Here is an 18587-nt window from a genome sequence, read left to right on the forward strand (position 1 = left end):
AGCGCGGCCACCCGTAGGCTCGCCTGCCGTGGACGTCATCCCGCTCTTCCCGCTGGGGACGCCGCTGTTCCCCGGGGTGGTCCTGCCGCTGCAGGTCTTCGAGCCGCGTTACCGGCGGCTGGTGCGCGACCTGCTGGAGCGTCCGGAGGGCAGCACCCGCTGCTTCGGCGTGGTGGCCATCCGGCAGGGCTGGGAGGTCGAGGACGTCGCCCCGGCCGAGGCCCTCTACGACGTCGGCTGCACCGCGCGGCTGCAGACCGTGCGGCCCCAGCCGGACGGCGGCTTCCGCATCATCACGGTCGGCGGCGACCGCTTCCGGCTGCTGGACCTCGTCATCGGCGAGGAGCCGCCCTACCTGCAGGCCGAGGTCGAGTGGCTGGCCGAGGAGGAGGCCGCTGAGGAGGCCGCCGGGGACCACGAGGGCCTGACCTCGCCCCGCGGGTGGCCGACCGACCCGCAGCACGAGGAGCTGGTGTCGGAGGTGGCGCGCGGCTCGATGGAGGTGCTGGTGCGCGGGGTGGGCGACCTGTTCGGCCGTTACGTGACCGCCGTGGCCACCCTGACCGGGGACGTCGACGGTGAGGAGGCCGACACCTCCGAACTGCTCGAGGCCGTCTCCGGCGAACCGCGGGCGCTGTCCTACCTGGTGGCCTCGGCGGCGCTGCTGACCACCGAGGACCGGCAGGAGCTGCTGGCCGAGTCCGCAACCCGCCGGCGGTTGCAGACCGAGTCGCGGCTGCTGCGCCGCGAGCTGACCCTGCTGGAGACGATCGGCGCGGTGCCCGCGCCGCTGCAGCGCTTCACCGGCCCGAGCAGCGTCAACTGAAGGAGAGGGACCCTCGAAACAGCCCCGTCCTCCCCGCCCTTCGCGGGCTCAGGACGGTGCCCTGGGCGAGGCCGTCCGACCACTCGCGGGCTCGCGGCGAGCCTCTGGACGGGCCCGGTCAGGAGCGGGGCCGGAGGGGCCAGAGGCGTGGCGTCCGGGTGTCACCAGGACCGGAGGGCGTCCTCGGCGGCCGTGGCCTCGGGCAGCGGGCGGCCGGCGTGCGGGGCGACCGGGACCGGATCGAGCCGGTCCAGGTCCTCGGACGCGGTGAGCAGCGTGGAGACCACGTAGCCCAGGACGGCGAGGAACGGCGCCACCGCCAGCGCCGCGGGCGAGCCGAGCCGCAGCGGCGTGATCACGCGGGTGCCCACGGCGGCGAGCTCGGCCGGCGAGGGGCCGGCGCCGAGCAGCTCGCCGAGCTGCCAGGCGGCGAGCGACGCCAGCACCGTGCCGACGGCGAGGGCGAGCACGGTGGCGACCCCGCGCCGGCGGCGCAGGCGCCAGGCGACCAGCCCGGCCACCAGCCCGATGCCGGCCAGCACGAGGGTGAGGACGCCGTCGTCGGCGAAGGGCAGCTCGGCCGACGGGTGCCCGACGGGGACCAGGCCGTCTGCGGTGACCTCGAAGGTCGCCCGCGGCGCCAGCGCCCACCACAGCAGCCCGGCAGCCACCCCCGCCAACACCAGCACGCCGACCAGTACCACTGAACCGCGCAGGTCGGCGCGCAGCTCGGCCCGGCCGGGCCACCGGGCACCGGCTCCCCAGCGGGCAGGGGGGACCGGCGGCGGCCCGGCGGGAGCGGCTGGGGAGGTGCTGTCCACGACCCCAGTCAACCCCGCCGGGCCGGCCGTCTCATCCCGGCGGCCGGGCGCCCGCTCAGCGCGCCGCCCTCCGTCCCGGGCCGGCCCCGTCCAGAGCCTCGCCGCGTCCCCGTCCTGGGAGGCCCGTCCGGAGGCTCGCCGCGGCTCCGTCCGGGGTCCCGCCCCCCGAGCTCGCGAGGCATGGGGACGACGGGGTCCTGCCAGGGATCCCGTCCGTTCAGAGCAGGGCGACGCTGGTGGGGCCCAGCAGCGCCTTGATGTCGCCCATCAGCGCCGTGCTGGGCCGCACCCGCAGGCCCTGGTCGAGCCGCAGCACGGTCTCCCGGCCGCCGTTGAGCAGCTTGAGGTGGACCTCGGTCGTGCCCGGGTGGCTGCCCAGCACCTCACGCAGCCGCTCGACGACCGGCGGGGTGCAGCGGGCCGCGGCCATCGAGACCAGCACCGGGCCGCGCGCGCCCTCGGTGAGCTCGGGGATGGTCACCTCGGAGCCGAACAGCGAGGGCTGGTCGTCGCGGCGGCTGATCCGGCCCTTGACCACGACGATCTGGTCGCGGACGACCTTCTCCGAGACCTCCGCCCACGTCTTCGGGAAGAACAGCACCTCGATGCCGGACTCGAGGTCCTCCAGGGTCGCGATGGCCCACGGCGCGCCTTGCTTGTTGGTGCGCGGGGCGACCGAGGTGAGGATGCCGGCGATGGTGACGTTGGCGCCGTCCTCGACGCCGCCGGCGTTGATCTCGGCGATCGGCGTGTCCGCGTTGGCCGCGAGCACGTGCTCCACGCCGTGCAGCGGGTGGTCGGAGACGTAGAGGCCGAGCATGTCGCGCTCGAAGACCAGCCGCTCGGACTTCGACCAGTCCGCCGTGGGGATCGTGATGTCCAGCGCCCCGCTGAACGGGTCGTCCTCCCCTGAGTCCCCGCCGAAGCTGCCGAACAGGTCGAACTGCCCCTCGGCCTCTTTGCGCTTGAGCGCCATCGCGGAGTCGACGGCCTGGGCGTGGACGGCGACGATGCCCTGCCGGGAGTGGCCCAGGGAGTCGAACGCCCCGGCCTTGGCCAGTGACTCGATGACCTTCTTGTTGCAGGCGACCGTGTCGATCTTGCGCATGAAGTCCGCGAAGTCCTTGAAGGCGCCCTTCTCCTCGCGGGCACGACGGATCGAGTCGACGACGTTGTGCCCGACGTTGCGCACCGAGGCCAGACCGAAGCGGATGTCGGTGCCGACGGCGGTGAAGTCCCAGGACGACTCGTTGACGTCCGGCGGGAGCACCTTGATGCCCATCCGCCGGCACTCGGCCAGGTAGATCGGCCGGCGGTCCTTGTCGTCGCCGACGCTGGTCAGCAACCCGGCCATGTACTCGGCCGGGTAGTTGGCCTTCAGGTAGGCGGTCCAGTAGGACACCAGGCCGTAGGCGGCCGAGTGGGCCTTGTTGAACGCGTAGTCGGCGAACGGGACCAGGATGTCCCACAGCGTCTTGATCGCCGCGTCGGAGTAGCCGCGCTCCTTCATGCCGGCCTCGAAGCCGACGAACTCCGCGTCGAGGACCGACTTCTTCTTCTTGCCCATCGCGCGGCGCAGCAGGTCGGCCTTGCCGAGGGAGTACCCGGCGACCTTCTGCGCGATCGCCATGACCTGCTCCTGGTAGACGATCAGGCCGTAGGTCGTGCCGAGGATGTCCTCCAGCGGCTCGGCCAGCTCGGGGTGGATCGGCGTGATCTCCTGCTGGCCGTTCTTGCGCAGCGCGTAGTTGGTGTGCGAGTTCGCACCCATCGGGCCGGGCCGGTAGAGGGCGCCGACGGCGGAGATGTCCTCGAAGTTGTCCGGCCGCATGAGGCGCAGCAGCGAGCGCATCGGCCCGCCGTCGAACTGGAAGACGCCGAGCGTGTCACCGCGGGCCAGCAGCGCGTAGGTGGCCGGGTCGGTGAGGTCCTTGCTGATCTCGTCGAGGTCGATCGGCTCCTTGCCGTTGGCGACGATGTTGCGCAGCGCGTCGTCGATGACCGTGAGGTTGCGCAGGCCCAGGAAGTCCATCTTCAGCAGGCCGAGCGTCTCGCAGGTCGGGTAGTCGAACTGCGTGATGACCGCCCCGTCGGCCTCGCGCCGCATGATCGGGATGCTGTCGATCAGCGGGTACCGGCCGATGATGACGCCGGCGGCGTGCACGCCCCACTGGCGCTTCAGCCCCTCGAGCTTGCGCGCCTGGTCGACGACCTCGGCCGCACCGGGGTCGGACTCGTAGCGGGCGCGGAACTCCGCGGCCTCCTTGTAGCGCGGGTGGGCCGGGTCGAAGATCCCCGACAGCGGGATGTCCTTGCCCATGACGGCCGGCGGCATCAGCTTGGTCAGCTCGTCGCCGACCGAGTAGGGCCGGTCGAGCACGCGGGCGGCGTCCTTGATCGCGGCCTTGGCCTTGATGGTGCCGTAGGTGACGATCTGGCTGACCCGCTCCTCGCCGTACTTCTGCGAGACGTACTGGATGACCTCGCCGCGCCGGCGGTCGTCGAAGTCGATGTCGACGTCGGGCATGGAGACGCGCTCGGGGTTGAGGAACCGCTCGAAGATCAGCCCGTGCGCCAGCGGGTCGAGGTCGGTGATGCCCATGGCGTAGGCGGCCAGCGAGCCGGCGGCCGAGCCGCGGCCCGGGCCGACGCGGATGCCGTTGTCCTTGGCCCAGTTGATGAAGTCGGCGACCACGAGGAAGTACCCCGGAAAGCCCATCTGGGTGATGATCCCGACCTCGTAGTCGGCCTGCTTGCGCACGTGGTCGGGGACGCCGTTCGGCCAGCGCTTGTGCAGCCCGCGCTCGACCTCCTTGACGAACCAGGAGGTCTCGTCCTCCCCCGGGGGCAGCGGGAACCGGGGCATCAGGTCCGCGCCCTCGGTGAAGCTGACCTCGCACTGCTCGGCGACCAGCAGCGTGTTGTCGCAGGCGGAGGCGAGCTCTCCGGTGAACAGCGCACGCATCTCCGCGGCGCTCTTCAGGTAGTAGCCGTCGCCGTTGAACTTGAAGCGGTTGGTCTCGTTGAGCCGCGACCCGGTCTGGATGCACAGCAGGGCGTCGTGGGCCTCGGCGTCCTCCTTGTGCGTGTAGTGCAGGTCGTTGGTCGCCAGCAGCGGGATGCCCAGCTCTCCGGCGATCTGCATCAGCTGCGGGCGGGTCTTCTTCTCGATGGCCAGCCCGTGGTCCATCAGCTCGGCGTAGAAGTTCTCCCTGCCGAAGATGTCCTGGAAGTCGGCGGCGGCCTGGCGGGCGCGGTCGTACTTGCCGGCGCGCAGCCACATGTTCACCTCGCCCGACGGGCAGCCGGTGGTGGCGATGAGGCCCTTGCCGTACCGCTCGAGCAGGTCGCGGTCGAAGCGCGGCTTGCGGTACTGCCCCTCGAGGCTGGCCATCGAGGAGATGCGGAAGAGGTTGTGCATCCCCTCGGTGGTGCGCGCCAGCAGCGTCATGTGCGTGTAGGCGGCCTTGCCGCGCGAGGAGCCGCCCTCGCCGTCCTCGTCGATGAGGTTGTCGCCGAAGTCGAACGGCGCGCGGTCGAAGCGCGAGCCGGGCGTGTAGTAGCCCTCCATGCCGATGATCGGCTTCACGCCGGCGGCCTTGGCCTGCTTGTAGAAGTCGTACGCGCCGAAGACGTTGCCGTGGTCGGTCATCGCCAGCGCGGGCATCCCCTGCTCGGCCGCGGCCCTGGTGACCTCCGGGAGCTTCGCCGCGCCGTCGAGCATCGAGTACTCGGTGTGTACGTGGAGGTGCACGAACGAGGAGGACTCCGCGGTCCGGGGGTGATCTGTGCTCACGGGCGTTGGTGCTCCTCACGGGTCGTGCGTGCCCGGCCGTCGGGGATCCGGCGGGCGACCGGCGGGGAAGACCGGCGGTGCTGTGGTCCGGGTGCGGGCCGGGGGGTGACCCGATCCTCGCACCACGGAGGTCTACTCCGGGGGACCGACAGGAAGGTGTCTCGCCACAGGCGGACCGCGGGAGGACCCCTGCCCCCATCGTTGGAGGACCCCGTCCTCCTCACCGCTCGCAGGCTCGCGGCGAGCCTCGGGACGGGGCCGCGGCGGGCCCCTGCAGGGGGCCGCTCACAGCGGCCGGCGCATGGTGACGTGGGCGATGCCCGCCTCCTCGTAGACGCCCCCGACGGGGGTGTAGCCGGCCCGCTCGTAGAAGCGCCGGGCCGGCAGCTGGGCGTGCAGCTCCACCTCCGTCAGGCCCAGCGCGACGGCCTGCCGGTGCAGCTTGGCGAGGACGGCGGCGCCGTACCCGCGCCCGCGGGCCGCGGCGTCGACCGCCATCCGGCCGATCACCGCGCGCCCGTCGCGGACCAGCAGCCGCCCGGTGGCCACCACGCGCCCCTCGTCGTCCTCGGCGAGGGCGTGCACCGCGGTGGCGTCGTGCGCGTCCTGCTCGATCTCGGCGGGCACGCCCTGCTCCTCGACGAAGACGCGGGTGCGCAGGGCGGCCACCTGCGGCCAGTCCGCGGCCGTGGCCCGCCGGACGCTCGCACGGCGGCTCACGTCGGCCGCCGGACGACGTCGGGCAGCGCGGACGTGGGCACCAGCAGGAAGCGCAGGTCGATCAGCGCGTGCAGGACGACGGGCAGCAGCAGCGACCCGGTGCCCAGGTAGAGGCCGGCCATGACCCCGCCCAGGACGCCGGTGGTCACGATGCCCGCCACCCCCTGGTAGGCGTGCGCCAGTCCGAAGGCCAGCGCGCCGATCGCGACCAGCGTCGGCGTCGGCAGACCGCCGCCGACCGCGGCCACCACGGCCAGCAGGAACCCGCGGTAGAGCCACTCCTCGCAGACGCCGGCGGTGACCCCGACCAGCGTGAACAGCCGCCGCTCCGCCGTCGTCCGGGGCAGCAGCGCCAGGGTGGCGTGGACGGCGGGCTCGGCGTGCCGGCCCTGCCCCGGCCGGCGGGGCTCCGCCGCCGCCCGCGCCAGCCCGCCGGAGCGCAGCGCCCGCGTGGAGACGACGACGAAGCCGAGGACCAGCACGGTGGCGGCGACGGCGACGGGCCCCGGCCACGACCGCGGCCAGCGCAGGCCCACGGCCGCGGCGTCCACCCCGGGCGCGGACAGCCACACGACGAGGACGAGCGCCGCCAGCCCCCACTCGAGCACCAGCAGCCGGCCGTAGAAGGACCGCCGGGCGCCGTCGTCGGTGCGCAGCCGGCCCTCGAAGCGGCGGTGCAGCACGTGGCCGACGAACGGCTCCCCGACCACCAGGTAGCCGGCGACGGCGACCGCGGACAGCGCGGCCGGGCCCCAGTCGGCCAGCGAGCCGGGCAGCCCGACCGTGCTCATGGTCGAGCTCGCACGGGGTCAGGACTCGGCGCGCAGGACCTCGAGCGCGCCGGCCAGGTCGGGCGGGAAGGGGCTGGTGAACTCCATCCAGTGGCCGTCGGCCGGGTGCGGGATGCCCAGCCGGGCGGCGTGCAGCCACTGCCGGGAGACGCCCAGCCGGGCGGCCAGCGTCGGGTCGGCGCCGTACATCGTGTCGCCGACGCAGGGGTGGCGCAGCGCCGCGAAGTGCACCCGGATCTGGTGGGTGCGGCCGGTCTCCAGCCGGATGTCGACCAGGCTGGCGGCCGGGAAGGCCTCGACCACCTCGTAGTGGGTCACCGACGGGCGACCCCCCTGGACGACGGCGAACCTCCAGTCGTGCCGGGGGTGCCGGTCGATCGGGGCGTCGATGGTGCCGCGCGAGGGGTCCGGGTGGCCCTGGACGAGGGCGGCGTAGCCCTTCTCGACGGTGCGCTGCTTGAACGCGGCCTTGAGCGCGGTGTAGGCCCGCTCGCTCTTGGCCACGACCATCAGCCCCGTCGTCCCGGCGTCGAGCCGGTGGACGACGCCCTGCCGCTCCGCCGCACCCGAGGTGGAGATGCGGTACCCGGCAGCGGCCAGCCCGCCGACGACGGTGGGTCCCTCCCAGCCGGGACTGGGGTGCGCGGCGACGCCGACGGGCTTGTCGACCACCACGATGTCGTCGTCGTCGTGGACGACGGTCAGCCCGGCGACCGGCTCCGGCGGGGCCGGCTCGCCCGGCGGCGGGGGCAGCTCGACCTCCAGCCAGCTGCCGCCGCTGACCCGGTCGCCCTTGTCGCGGACCCGCCCGTCGAGGACGACCGCGCCCGCGTCGGCGAGGTCGGCGGCCGCACCGCGGGAGAGGCCGAACAGCCGGGACAGCGCCTGGTCGACGCGCTGGCCCTCGAGCCCGTCGGGCACCGGGAGCGCTCGGTGCTGGCCCGCGGGGTTCGTCACGGGGTCCATTCTGACCGTCGCAGCGACAGGACCGGCGCCGCACCGCCAACACCCGGGGCACTAGAGGCATGTGGATCCGCGTGCTGACCCTCCCGGGGCGGACCCGTCCCCGGTCCCGCCCTGAGCCTGGTGACGTGCTGGACCGGCCACCCTCCAGGGACCCGCGCTGAGCCTGGTGACGTACTGGAACGGCCCCCTGCAGGGTCCCGCCGCGGCCCCGTCCAGAGGCTCGCCGCGAGCCTGCGAGCGGTGAGGAGGACGGGGTCCTCCAACGGTGGGGGGCAGGGTCCTCTGTCAGTCGCGCGCCGCGGCGTCGTCGCCGGCGCCGGCACCCCGGCCGCTGCTGCGGGTGCCGTCGAACTCGATGCCGCGCAGCGCGAGGACCACTCCCAGCACACCCCCGCAGACGATCGCGGAGTCGGCGACGTTGAACACCGGGTAGACCTCGCCGTCGGGCGCGAACACCGAGATGAAGTCGACGACCCCGCCGCGCAGGAAGCCCGGCTCGCGGAAGACGCGGTCGACGAGGTTGCCGACCGCCCCGCCCAGCACCAGGCCCAGCGCCACGGCCCAGCCGGTGGAGAACAGCCGGCGCGCCGTGCGCACGATGACCACCGCGACGGCGACCGCGATGAGCGTGAAGACGATGGTGAAGCCCTCGGCGAAGGAGAACGCAGCGCCGGTGTTGCGGGTGTGCGTCAGGTACAGCGCCCCGCCCAGCAGCCGGATGTCGGCCCCGCGCTCGATCGTGGCGACGACGAGCAGCTTGGTGACCAGGTCCAGGGCCAGCACCGCCAGCGCGAGCAGGAGCAGCAGCCGGGTGCGGGGACGCCGACCGGGGGTGCCGGTCGCCGCGACGGCGCCGTCCCGGGGGTCGCTCGGATCGGACAGGAGGGCTCCTCGGTCGATGGCCTGGTGGGGCCGGCGCGGCCGGTGGGCGCCGTCCCGACCGACCATAGCCGCGGGGGTCGCGCCGCCCTGCCGCGCACCGCGCCGGGCCGCAACCCGGAGGCGGTGTGATGCATCTCATGACGCTGTGCGACACATCTCACCACGCGGAGTGACACGTTGGGCAGCGAGCTGGCCGATGTTGGGAGAGCACCAGTTCCCCCGAGCAGGGAAGGTCCCCGTGTCCACCGATCTCGCCCCGGCCACCGACCCCGACGTAGTGCTCGTGGGCGGCGGCGTCATGAGCGCGACCCTCGCGTCGCTGCTCGGCATCGTCGCCCCGGACTGGAGCATCACCGTCTTCGAGTCCGGACCGGCGGTCGCCGGCGAGAGCTCCGGCCCCTGGAACAACGCGGGCACCGGACACGCGGCGCTGTGCGAGCTCAACTACACGCCCGCCGGCAGGGACGGCTCGGTCGACGTCACCAAGGCCGTGACGATCAACGAGCAGTTCCAGGTCTCGCGGCAGTTCTGGTCGCACCTGGTCCGCTCGGGGCTGACCGGCTCGCCCAAGGAGTTCATCACCCCCGTCCCGCACGTCAGCTTCGTGACCGGCGAGGCCGGCCGCGCCTACATGCGCACGCGCCACGGGGCGATGTCCGCGCAGCCGGTGTTCGAGGGCCTCGAGTACACCGACGACCCCGGCGTCATGGCCGAGTGGCTGCCGCTGATGATGGCCGGGCGCCCCGCCGACCAGGTGGTCGCCGCGACCCGCTCGGCCGCGGGCACCGACGTCGACTTCGGGTCGCTGACCCAGCTGCTGTTCGGCGCCGCCGAGGAGCGCGGCGTGCACGTGCACGTCGACCAGCGGGTCACCGACGTCGAGCGGCGCGACGACGGCCGGTGGACCGTGACCGTGCGCGACACCGTCAGCGGTGAGGAGCGCACCGTCCGCACCCGGTTCCTGTTCGTCGGGGCCGGTGGCGGCGCGCTGCCGCTGCTGCAGAAGGCCGCCATCCCCGAGATCCGCGGCTTCGGCGGGTTCCCGGTCAGCGGCATGTTCCTGCGCACCCGCTCCCCCGAGCTGGTCGCGGCGCACCAGGCGAAGGCCTACGGCCAGGCCGCCGTCGGCGCCCCGCCCATGTCGGTGCCGCACCTGGACCTGCGCCTCATCGACGGCGACCACTCGCTGCTGTTCGGGCCCTACGCCGGCTTCTCCCCGAAGTTCCTCAAGGCCGGTTCGATGTTCGACCTGCCGCTGAGCGTCAAGCCGAACAACCTGAGCTCGATGCTGGGCGTCGCCCGCACCGAGCTGGCACTGACCCGCTACCTGATCGGGGAGCTGCTCCAGTCCCGCAGCGCCCGGCACGAGACGCTCACCGCGTTCGTGCCGCTGGCCCAGCAGGAGGACTGGGAGATGATCACCGCCGGCCAGCGGGTGCAGGTCATCAAGCGCGACCCGGCGACCGGCCGCGGCGTCCTGCAGTTCGGCACCGAGCTCGTCGTCGGCGGCGGGGGGACGATCGCCGGTCTGCTCGGCGCCTCCCCCGGTGCCTCGACCGCCGTCTCGGCGATGCTCACCGTGCTGGAGCGCTGCTTCCCCGACCGGATCGCCGCCTGGCGCCCGAAACTGCAGGAGGCGATCCCCTCCTACGGCCGCCGGCTCAACGAGGACCCGGCGCTGCTGGCCGAGGTCCGCGCCGAGACGATGCAGACCCTGGAGCTCAACGGCTGAAGGAGGGCCCTCCTGCCCCCACCCCTCGCAGGCTCGGGGCGGGACCCTGCAGGGAGGCCAGTGGGACGGGGTCCTCCTCAATCAGCTCCGGAGGCGGCGCCGCTCTCGCCGCGCCAGGTGGCCAGCCGGCCGGCCCGGCTGACCGCGCGCAGCCGCCGCTCGGCCTCCGCCCGCGAGCGCCGCGTGGACACCAGCAGGGCCTGGTCGCCGCGCATGAGCCGGGTCGTCGGGCCGGGCACGAACGACCGGCCGTCGCGCACGATGAGCACCACCGCCGCGTCCTCCGGCAGTCGCAGCTCCGGCAGGTAGACGCCGTGCAGCCGCGAGCCCTCCGGCACGGTCAGCTGCATCAGTTCCGCGTCCAGCTCCTCCAGCGGTGCCGCCTCGACCTGCACGTCGCGGGGCGTGACGGGGGTGGCGATCCGCAGGCGCCGCGCGAGCCACGGCAGCGACCAGCCCTGGACGATCGTGAAGACGACGACCAGCACGAAGACCGTGTCGAAGACGGTCCTCGCCCCGGGGACCTGCGCGGTCAGCGGGATGATGGCCGCGACGATCGGTACCGCCCCACGCAGGCCGGCCCAGGAGATGAACACCTGCTGCGCCCACGGGAACCGGAACCACACCAGGCTGGCCACCACCGACAGCGGCCGGGCCAGCAGCAGCAGCGCGCCACCCACCACGAGCGCCGGCCCCACGGCGTCGGACAGCCGGCCCGGGGACACGAGGAGACCCAGCAGGACGAACAGGCCGATCTGCGCCAGCGAGGCCATGCCCTCGGCGAACCCGATGCTCGCCGCCCGGTGTGGCAGCGCGGCGTTGCCCAGTACCAGTCCGCAGAGGTAGACCGCGACGAAGCCGGACGTGTGCGCGAGCGACGCCGACGAGTACGCGAGCACGCAGAGCGCCAACGTCGCCAGGGGGTAGAAGCCGGCCACGGGGAGCGCCACCCGGCGCAGCAGCGCGGCGCCCCCGAAGCCGATCCCGATCCCGATGACGGCGCCTCCGGCGAGCTCGGCAGCCACCTCCAGGCCGATGACCCACCACGGCTGCGTGGTCCTCCCGGTGAGCGACTCGGCCAGCACGGTCACGAGCAGGATGACCGGAGCGTCGTTGAGGCCGCTCTCGGCCTCCAGGGAGGCGGCCAGCCGCCGCGGGAGGGGCAGCCGCCGCAGGGTCGCGAAGACGGCGGCGGCGTCGGTGGAGCTGATGACCGCGGCCAGCAGGAGGGCGAAGCCCCAGTCGTAGCCGAGGACCAGGACGCCGACGGCCGCGGTCACCACCACGCTGACCGCGACGCCGACCGTGGACAGCGCGACCCCGGGTCCGATCGCCCGACGGACGTCGCCCCACCTCGTCGTGAGACCGCCCTCCGCCAGGATGATGACGAGGGCGGCGTACGCCAGCGTGTGGGTGAGGCGGTAGTCCTCGAACTGGACGCCGAGGCCGCTCTCACCGATGGCCACTCCGAGGGCCAGGTAGAGCAGCAGGCTGGGCAGCCCCAGCCGGTCCGCCAGGCGGAGCGCCACGGCAGCCACGAGGACGACGACCGCGCCCGCGGCGAGCGCGACGGTGACCGTCGAGTTCACCGCGTGCCCCTGTCCACCTCCGCAGTCTCCCGTACCCCGAGGCCAGTGCCGCCCTGCGACCCGGCGCCCGGACGGCGGCCGCGGGAACCGGGTCGCGCGGGGTGGGAGAATCGCGGCGTGAGCTCACCCGGCCCCTTCCGCGCGCTGCCCCCTCAGGTCGACCTGCCCGCCCTGGAGCAGGAGATCCTGGGTCGCTGGGAGGCCGACAAGGTCTTCGCCCGCTCGCTGGATGCCTCGGCCGGCCGGCCGCAGTGGAACTTCTACGAGGGTCCGCCCACCGCGAACGGCCGCCCGGGCACGCACCACATCGAGGCGCGGGCGTTCAAGGACGTGTTCCCCCGCTTCAAGACGATGCAGGGCTGGCACGTGCCCCGCCGCGCCGGCTGGGACTGCCACGGCCTGCCGGTGGAGATCGCCGTCGAGCAGGAGCTCGGCTTCGCCGGGAAGCCCGACATCGAGCGGTACGGCATCGCCGAGTTCAACGCCCGCTGCCGCGAGTCGGTGGAGCGGCACGTCAGCGACTTCTCCGACCTGACCCGCCGGATGGGCTACTGGGTCGACCTGTCCACGGCCTACTGGACGATGGACCCCGCCTACATCGAGAGCGTCTGGTGGTCGCTCAAGCAGGTCTTCGACAAGGGCCTGCTGGTCGAGGACCACCGGGTCGCGCCCTACTGCCCGCGCTGCGGCACCGGCCTGTCCGACCACGAGGTGGCTCAGGGCTACGAGTCGATCACCGACCCGTCGGTCTACGTCCGGCTGCCGGTCACCAGCGGCGAGTGGGCGGGGAGAGCCGATCTGCTGATCTGGACGACGACGCCGTGGACCCTGCCGTCCAACACCGCGGTCGCCGTCCACCCGGACGTCACCTACGTCGTCGCGCGAAGCACCAAGGACCCCCACCCCGACACCCTCGTCGTCGCCGAGCCGCTGTTGGGCGCCGTCTTCGGTGACCTCGACGACGTGGAGGTGCTGGCCCGCACGACCGGCCGGGACTGGGAGCGGGTGCACTACCGGCGGCCGTTCGAGCTGGTCGACTTCCCCGAGGGGGAGGACACCCACTTCGTCGTCCTGGCCGACTACGTGACCACCGACGACGGCACGGGGCTGGTCCACCAGTCCCCCGCGTTCGGCGCCGACGACCTCGCGGTCTGCCGGGCGTACGGACTGCCGGTCGTGAACCCGATCGACTCCGCCGGGCACTTCCTGCGCGACGTCCCGCTGGTGGGCGGCCGGTTCTTCAAGGCGGCCGACGACACGCTGGTGGCCGACCTGGCCGCGCGCGGCGTGCTGTGGCGCGAGCAGCGCTACGAGCACAGCTACCCGCACTGCTGGCGGTGCCACACGCCGCTCATGTACTACGCGCAGCCGTCCTGGTACATCCGCACCTCCGCGATCAAGGACCAGCTGCTCGCCCAGAACGAGAAGACGCACTGGCACCCCGAGCACATCCAGTGGGGCCGCTACGGCGACTGGCTGCGCAACAACGTCGACTGGGCGCTGTCGCGCGACCGGTTCTGGGGCACGCCGCTGCCGATCTGGCGCAACGACGCCGACCCGGGCCGCATGGTGGTCGTCGGGTCGCTGGCCGAGCTCTCCGAGCTCACCGGCCGCGACCTGTCCGACCTCGACCCGCACCGGCCGTTCATCGACGAGGTGACCTTCACGCTGCCCGGTGAGGAGGGCACCTACCGGCGGGTGCCGCAGGTCATCGATGCCTGGTACGACTCCGGCTCGATGCCCTTCGCCCAGTGGGGTGCGCCGTACCGCAACCGGGCGGAGTTCGAGGCCGCCTACCCCGCGCAGTTCATCTGCGAGGCGATCGACCAGACCCGCGGCTGGTTCTACTCGTTGATGGCCGTCGGCACGCTGGTGTTCGGCGACAACTCGTACGAGAACGTGCTGTGCCTGGGCCACATCCTGGCCGAGGACGGCAGGAAGATGAGCAAGCACCTGGGCAACATCCTCGAGCCCATCCCGCTGATGGATCGGCACGGCGCCGACGCCGTCCGCTGGTTCATGCTGGCCGGCGGCTCGCCGTGGTCGGCGCGCCGGGTCGGGCACGAGACGCTGGCCGAGGTGGTCCGCAAGGTGCTGCTCACCTACTGGAACACCGCCAGCTTCTTCACGCTCTACGCGGAGACCAACGGCTGGGACCCGGTGGGTGGGCGGGGCGACGGCACGGCCTCGGGCCCCGCCCCGGCGCGGGCCGAGCGGCCGCTGCTGGACCGCTGGGCGCTGGCCACCCTGGCGCAGGTCACCGGGGGCGTCACCGCCGCGCTCGAGGACTTCGACACCCAGGGCGCCGGCCGGCTGATCGCGCAGTTCGTCGACGACCTGTCCAACTGGTACGTGCGCCGCTCGCGGCGGCGGTTCTGGGACGGCGACCCCGCGGCGCTGGCCACGCTGCACGAGGTGCTCGACGTGCTGACCCGCCTGATGGCGCCGTTCACGCCGTTCGTCACCGAGGAGGTGTGGTCCCGGGCGGTGGCTCCGGGGCTGACGGACCCGGTCGACAGCGTGCACCTGGCCTCCTGGCCGCAGGTGGACGAGGACGCCCGGGACGCCGCGCTTGTCGAGCAGGTCGCGCTGGTGCGCCGGCTGGTCGAGCTGGGCCGCTCGGCGCGCACCTCGGCCAAGGTGCGCACCCGCCAGCCGCTGGCCCGCGCCGTCGTCGCGGCGCCGGGCTGGGCGGAGCTGCCGCGGGACCTGGTGGCCGAGGTCGCCGACGAGCTGAACGTGACCGAGCTGATGGACCTGTCCGCGGTCGGCGGCGACCTGGTCGACGTGAGCGTCAAGGTCGACTTCCGCGCGGTCGGCCGTCGGCTGGGCAAGCAGGTTCAGGCGGTGGCCAAGGCGGTCGCCGCCGCCGACGCACCGGCCCTGGTGGCCGCCTACCGCGCCGGGACGGCGTCGGTCGAGGTCGACGGGGCGGCCGTGCCGCTGCAGGACGGCGACCTGGTCGTCACCGAGACGCCGCGCGAGGGCTGGACCGTGGCCAGCGGCGGCGGGCTGACCGTCGCGCTGGACCTGGAGCTGACGCCGGAGCTGGAGCGGGCCGGTCTGGTCCGCGAGGCCGTGCGGCTGGTGCAGGAGGCCCGCAAGAGCGGCGGGCTGGCCGTCAGCGACCGCATCGAGCTGTGGTGGACGGCTGGGGACTCCCCCGCCCACCCCATGGCGCAGGCGCTCACCGAGCACGGTGCGCAGGTGGCCGACGAGGTGCTCGCCGTCCGCGTGCACGCGCAGCAGCCCGGGGACGGCGAGGGCGTCGAGGGACCGGCCGGCTCGCGGTTCTGGGTGGCCCGGGCGGGCGCCTGAGCGCAGCGACGGACCCCTCCGGATCGGCCCCGTCCGCAGGCTCGCCGCGACCCTGGTGACCTACTGGAACGGCCCCCTGCAGGGTCCCGCCGCGAGCGGAGGGGGTGGGTAGCAGCGGGTCCTTCCTCAGTTGTCGCGGGCGGCCCGCCGGCGGGAGCGCTCGGTGTCGGCCAGGTGCCGCACCGGGCGGCAGGTGGCGCAGGGTGTGAAGCCGTCGGTGCGCGCCTCGACCATGGGCAGGCCGATCCCCTCGCGGCCCTCGAGGAAGGGGCAGCCGGGCAGGTGGTAGCGCGGGTGCTCGTCGACCACCAGGACCTCGTCGGCGATGTCCACCACGAGCAGCAGGTCGGTGACCTGGACGTCCTCCTCCCCCGGCTCCCCCGTCGCCGGGTCCGGAGGAGCCTCACGCGGCTCGTGGGCGCCGCGACGCGCCGGCGCGTCGTCCGCGGGGCGGCCGTTGCCGGCGGGTGCCGCCGGGAGCGCGGACGCCGGCTGCACCGGCAGTTCCTCGGCAGGTGGCTCGTCGCCGAGCGGCCCCGACTCGGGCGCGGGCTCCGGCTCGGGTGCACGATCGGGCTCCGGCACCCGGACCGCCGTCGCGCCGGCCGGCCGGCGCGGGGGCTCCGGCGTCCGCTCCACCGGCTCGACGGTCGGGGCGCGCTCCTCGGCCGGCACCGCCGGCTGCCGCGCCGTGTGGCGCGCCTCGGGTGCCCGGGAACCGGCCGCGCCCGCGCGCCCAGGGGCCTGCGACACGCGGCGGTCGAACTCGGCGGCCTCGCGTGCCATGCGCACCCGCGCCACGACCAGCAGGACGGCGGCGAGCCCGCACGCCGCCACGCAGGCCCAGTAGAGCGCCGTCGTACCGGTGAGGATGCCGCCGACGAACAGGCCCAGGCCCAGGAGGACCAGCAGACCCGCAGCCAAGATCACGCGCCGACTGTAGCCGGGATCACAGCCGCGGGCCCGCCACGGCCCGGGATGAGACAGGGCCCCCGGACGGCGTCCGGGGGCCCGTCGTGAGCTGTTGGAACGGCCGCCCTCCAGGGGCCTGCGCCGAGCCTGCGAGGCGCGGGGAGGAGGGTGGTCCTTTCTCAGGCGCTGGCGTGCTGGTTCTGCCGGCTGCTGGACGCCGGCTCCGCGGAAGCGCGGCTGTCGAGGTCGCGCAGGTGCGACTCGAGGTAGGAGCGCAGCCGGGTGCGGTACTCGCGCTCGAAGGTGCGCAGCTCCTCGATCTTGCGCTCCAGGGTGCTGCGCTTCTCCTCCAGCGACCCCATGACCTCGTTGTGCCGGCGCTCGGCGTCCGCATCGAGCGCGGCGGCCTTGGCACGGGCCTCGCGCTCCATCGTGTCGGCGCGGGTGCGGGCGTCGTTGACCATCGAGTCGGCGCGCATCTTGGCCTCGCTGACCATCTGCTCGCTCTTGGCCCGCGCGTCGCTGACCATGCGCTCGCTGTTGGTCCTGGCCGAGACCACCATCTGGTCGGCCTGGGCCTTGGCCTCGTTGACGTACTTGTCGGCGGTCTCGGTGGCGAGGGCCAGCATGCGGGACGCGCGGGCGCTGTCGTCCTCGCGGACCGGCGCCGGCGGGGGCGGCGGCGCGGCGGCGGGCGCCGGGGCCGGCGGCTCGGGCGCCTCGACGGCGCGCGGGGTGCGCCCGGTCGCGGAGCCCGAGCGCAGCTCGTTGTTCTCCTCGATCAGCCGCGCCAGCTCGGCCTCCACGACGTCGAGGAAGGCGTCCACCTCGTCCTCGTCGTAGCCCCGCTTGCCGATGGGGGGCTTCTTGAAGACGACGTTGTGCACGTCGGCAGGCGTGAGTGGCATCGACTTCACCTCGGGTCGGACAACGGGGACAGGGACGACGTCGGACGAGCGGCGGACGGCTCCCACCGGCCTCCGGGGCCACCGCCCCGATCAGGGGCAGCGGTCACGCGGCGGCGAGCGCGAGGCTGTCCACGATGCCACGCAGGATGTACACGGCGATCAGGAGCACCATAAACGCGAGGTCCAGGCGGATCGAGCCCAGGTTGAGGGGCGGGATCACCTTCCTGATCGCCTTGAGCGGTGGGTCGGTGGTCGCGTAGACGACCTCGAGACCCGCCGCCACCAGCCCGGACGGACGCCAGCTGCGCGCGAGCACCATCACCCAGTCGACGACGAACCGTGCGAAGAGCAGCACGAGGAAGACGAGCAGGACCGACGAGAGGATGTTCCAGAAGAGAGCCACGGTCCTCGCTCGTCCAAGGGCACCCAGGGGTGCCGGTCCGGTCCTGCCGCCAGTCTCAGGACTCGGCGGCGAAACCGCCCTCGCGGATCCGCGCCTTGTCCTCGGCCGTCACGTCGACGTCCCGCGGGCTGAGCAGGAACACCTTGTTCGTGACGCGCTCGATGCTACCGCGCAGCCCGAACGACAGACCCGCAGCGAAGTCGACGAGCCGCTTGGCGTCGGCGTCGTCCATCTCGGTGAGGTTCATGATCACCGGCTTGCCGTCACGGAAGCTCTCGCCGATCTGGCGGGCCTCGTTGTACGTACGCGGGTGCAGCGTGGTGATCCGGTAGGGCTGCGGCGCCGGAGCGGGCGCGGGGGCCGGCTCGGGCGCGGCGGCGACCGGCTCACGGACGGCGAGGCCCGCGGCACCCACCGGGCCGGACACGGCGGTCGCCGGGCCGGGGATCGACGCGGATCCGGCACCGGCGGGGGCCAACCCGCCGACGCGGGAGGCGGTGGCGCCGCCTGGGTCGGGCGCGAGACCCAGGTTGCGGTTGGCCGCGGGACGCCGCGGCAGCGCGAGCGGCTCGGGGTCCGGCGCCGGCGGGAGGTCGGCGTCGAGGTCGGCGTAGCGGCGGTCGTCGGCCCGGAAGTCCCCGTCGCGGTAGTCGGGCTCGTAGCGGTCCCCGGCGTCGTAGCGGTCGTCGTAACCGTTGTCGGCGGCGTAGCCGTCCTCGGAGGCGTACCGGGAGTACCGGCGCTCCTCGAGGCGGTCGTAGTGGTCGGCGTCCGCCGGGCGGACGTCGTAACGGCCGTAGGCCCGGGCGTCGTCGTCCTCCACGAGCCCGAGGTAGATGCCCATCTTCCGCATGGCTCCGGCCATCAGCCCTGCCCTTCTCCGTACGCGCGCGTGGCCACCCGGGCTGCTGGGACCCGTGTGA

14 protein-coding genes are annotated in these 18587 nt (G+C 73.8%); 3 read left to right on the top strand and 11 right to left on the bottom strand.

Annotation, left to right across the window (positions count from 1 at the left end):
* Window positions 1-28: 28 nt before the first annotated feature.
* On the top strand, window positions 29-826 hold the full coding sequence (locus ACWIX7_RS01205; protein ID WP_448619805.1) for an LON peptidase substrate-binding domain-containing protein: 798 nt from the start codon (window positions 29-31) through the stop codon (window positions 824-826).
* A 161-nt stretch (window positions 827-987) separates the two neighbouring features.
* Here ACWIX7_RS01205 and ACWIX7_RS01210 read toward each other — a convergent pair whose 3' ends face one another.
* From ACWIX7_RS01210 to lspA, 6 genes are all read right to left on the bottom strand, one after another.
* Entirely contained in the window at window positions 988-1647 is a 660-nt protein-coding gene (locus ACWIX7_RS01210; protein ID WP_448619806.1) for a hypothetical protein, read from the bottom strand.
* Between the two features lie 217 nt (window positions 1648-1864).
* Window positions 1865-5443 (bottom strand): DNA polymerase III subunit alpha, encoded by a 3579-nt coding sequence (dnaE, locus tag ACWIX7_RS01215; RefSeq protein WP_448619807.1) that lies wholly within the window; start codon window positions 5441-5443, stop codon window positions 1865-1867.
* A 285-nt stretch (window positions 5444-5728) separates the two neighbouring features.
* Complete coding sequence (locus tag ACWIX7_RS01220) at window positions 5729-6163, bottom strand: GNAT family N-acetyltransferase (protein WP_448619808.1); 435 nt, start codon at window positions 6161-6163, stop codon at window positions 5729-5731.
* Window positions 6160-6954 (bottom strand): CPBP family intramembrane glutamic endopeptidase, encoded by a 795-nt coding sequence (locus ACWIX7_RS01225; protein ID WP_448619809.1) that lies wholly within the window; start codon window positions 6952-6954, stop codon window positions 6160-6162. The genes ACWIX7_RS01220 and ACWIX7_RS01225 overlap by 4 nt, the downstream gene beginning before the upstream one ends.
* 18 nt (window positions 6955-6972) lie before the next feature.
* Window positions 6973-7920 carry an RluA family pseudouridine synthase gene (locus ACWIX7_RS01230; RefSeq protein ID WP_448619810.1) on the bottom strand — a complete coding sequence of 316 codons (948 nt, stop codon included), beginning with the start codon at window positions 7918-7920 and terminating at the stop codon, window positions 6973-6975.
* A 285-nt stretch (window positions 7921-8205) separates the two neighbouring features.
* Window positions 8206-8868, bottom strand: a complete 663-nt coding sequence (gene lspA, locus ACWIX7_RS01235) for a signal peptidase II (protein WP_448619811.1) — start codon at window positions 8866-8868, stop codon at window positions 8206-8208.
* Window positions 8869-9040: 172 nt separating this feature from the next.
* Here lspA and mqo point away from each other — a divergent pair, with 172 nt between their 5' ends.
* Complete coding sequence (gene mqo, locus ACWIX7_RS01240) at window positions 9041-10534, top strand: malate dehydrogenase (quinone) (protein ID WP_448619812.1); 1494 nt, start codon at window positions 9041-9043, stop codon at window positions 10532-10534.
* A 77-nt stretch (window positions 10535-10611) separates the two neighbouring features.
* Here the strand turns inward: mqo and ACWIX7_RS01245 are convergent, their stop codons facing one another.
* A complete protein-coding gene (locus ACWIX7_RS01245) occupies window positions 10612-12123 on the bottom strand; it encodes a potassium/proton antiporter (protein ID WP_448619813.1) in 1512 nt (503 codons plus the stop codon).
* 117 nt (window positions 12124-12240) lie between these two features.
* Between ACWIX7_RS01245 and ileS the strand changes: the two genes are divergently transcribed.
* On the top strand, window positions 12241-15441 hold the full coding sequence (gene ileS / locus ACWIX7_RS01250) for an isoleucine--tRNA ligase (RefSeq protein WP_448619814.1): 3201 nt from the start codon (window positions 12241-12243) through the stop codon (window positions 15439-15441).
* Between the two features lie 126 nt (window positions 15442-15567).
* Here the strand turns inward: ileS and ACWIX7_RS01255 are convergent, their stop codons facing one another.
* From ACWIX7_RS01255 to ACWIX7_RS01270, 4 genes are all read right to left on the bottom strand, one after another.
* A complete protein-coding gene (locus ACWIX7_RS01255) occupies window positions 15568-16371 on the bottom strand; it encodes a hypothetical protein (RefSeq protein WP_448619815.1) in 804 nt (267 codons plus the stop codon).
* A gap of 161 nt (window positions 16372-16532) precedes the next feature.
* Window positions 16533-17261 carry a DivIVA-like cell division protein Wag31 gene (gene wag31, locus ACWIX7_RS01260; RefSeq protein WP_448619816.1) on the bottom strand — a complete coding sequence of 243 codons (729 nt, stop codon included), beginning with the start codon at window positions 17259-17261 and terminating at the stop codon, window positions 16533-16535.
* A 103-nt stretch (window positions 17262-17364) separates the two neighbouring features.
* Window positions 17365-17664, bottom strand: coding sequence for a YggT family protein (locus tag ACWIX7_RS01265; RefSeq protein WP_091382909.1), 300 nt, complete (start codon window positions 17662-17664; stop codon window positions 17365-17367).
* Window positions 17665-17719: 55 nt separating this feature from the next.
* The gene (locus tag ACWIX7_RS01270; RefSeq protein WP_448619817.1) at window positions 17720-18529 is read right to left on the bottom strand and encodes a cell division protein SepF; all 810 of its coding nucleotides are present in this window, start codon (window positions 18527-18529) and stop codon (window positions 17720-17722) included.
* Between the last annotated feature and the right edge of the window lie 58 nt (window positions 18530-18587).

The sequence above is a fragment of the Geodermatophilus sp. URMC 65 genome, assembly GCF_053502545.1.

Bases quoted from the DNA above. Each gene is read 5' to 3' on its own strand.
- wag31 (WP_448619816.1), bottom strand. From the start codon at position 17,261: ATGCCACTCACGCCTGCCGACGTGCACAACGTCGTCTTCAAGAAGCCC.
- lspA (WP_448619811.1), bottom strand. From the start codon at position 8,868: ATGGTCGGTCGGGACGGCGCCCACCGGCCGCGCCGGCCCCACCAGGCC.
- ACWIX7_RS01270 (WP_448619817.1), bottom strand. From the start codon at position 18,529: ATGGCCGGAGCCATGCGGAAGATGGGCATCTACCTCGGGCTCGTGGAG.
- ACWIX7_RS01225 (WP_448619809.1), bottom strand. From the start codon at position 6,954: ATGAGCACGGTCGGGCTGCCCGGCTCGCTGGCCGACTGGGGCCCGGCC.
- ACWIX7_RS01230 (WP_448619810.1), bottom strand. From the start codon at position 7,920: ATGGACCCCGTGACGAACCCCGCGGGCCAGCACCGAGCGCTCCCGGTG.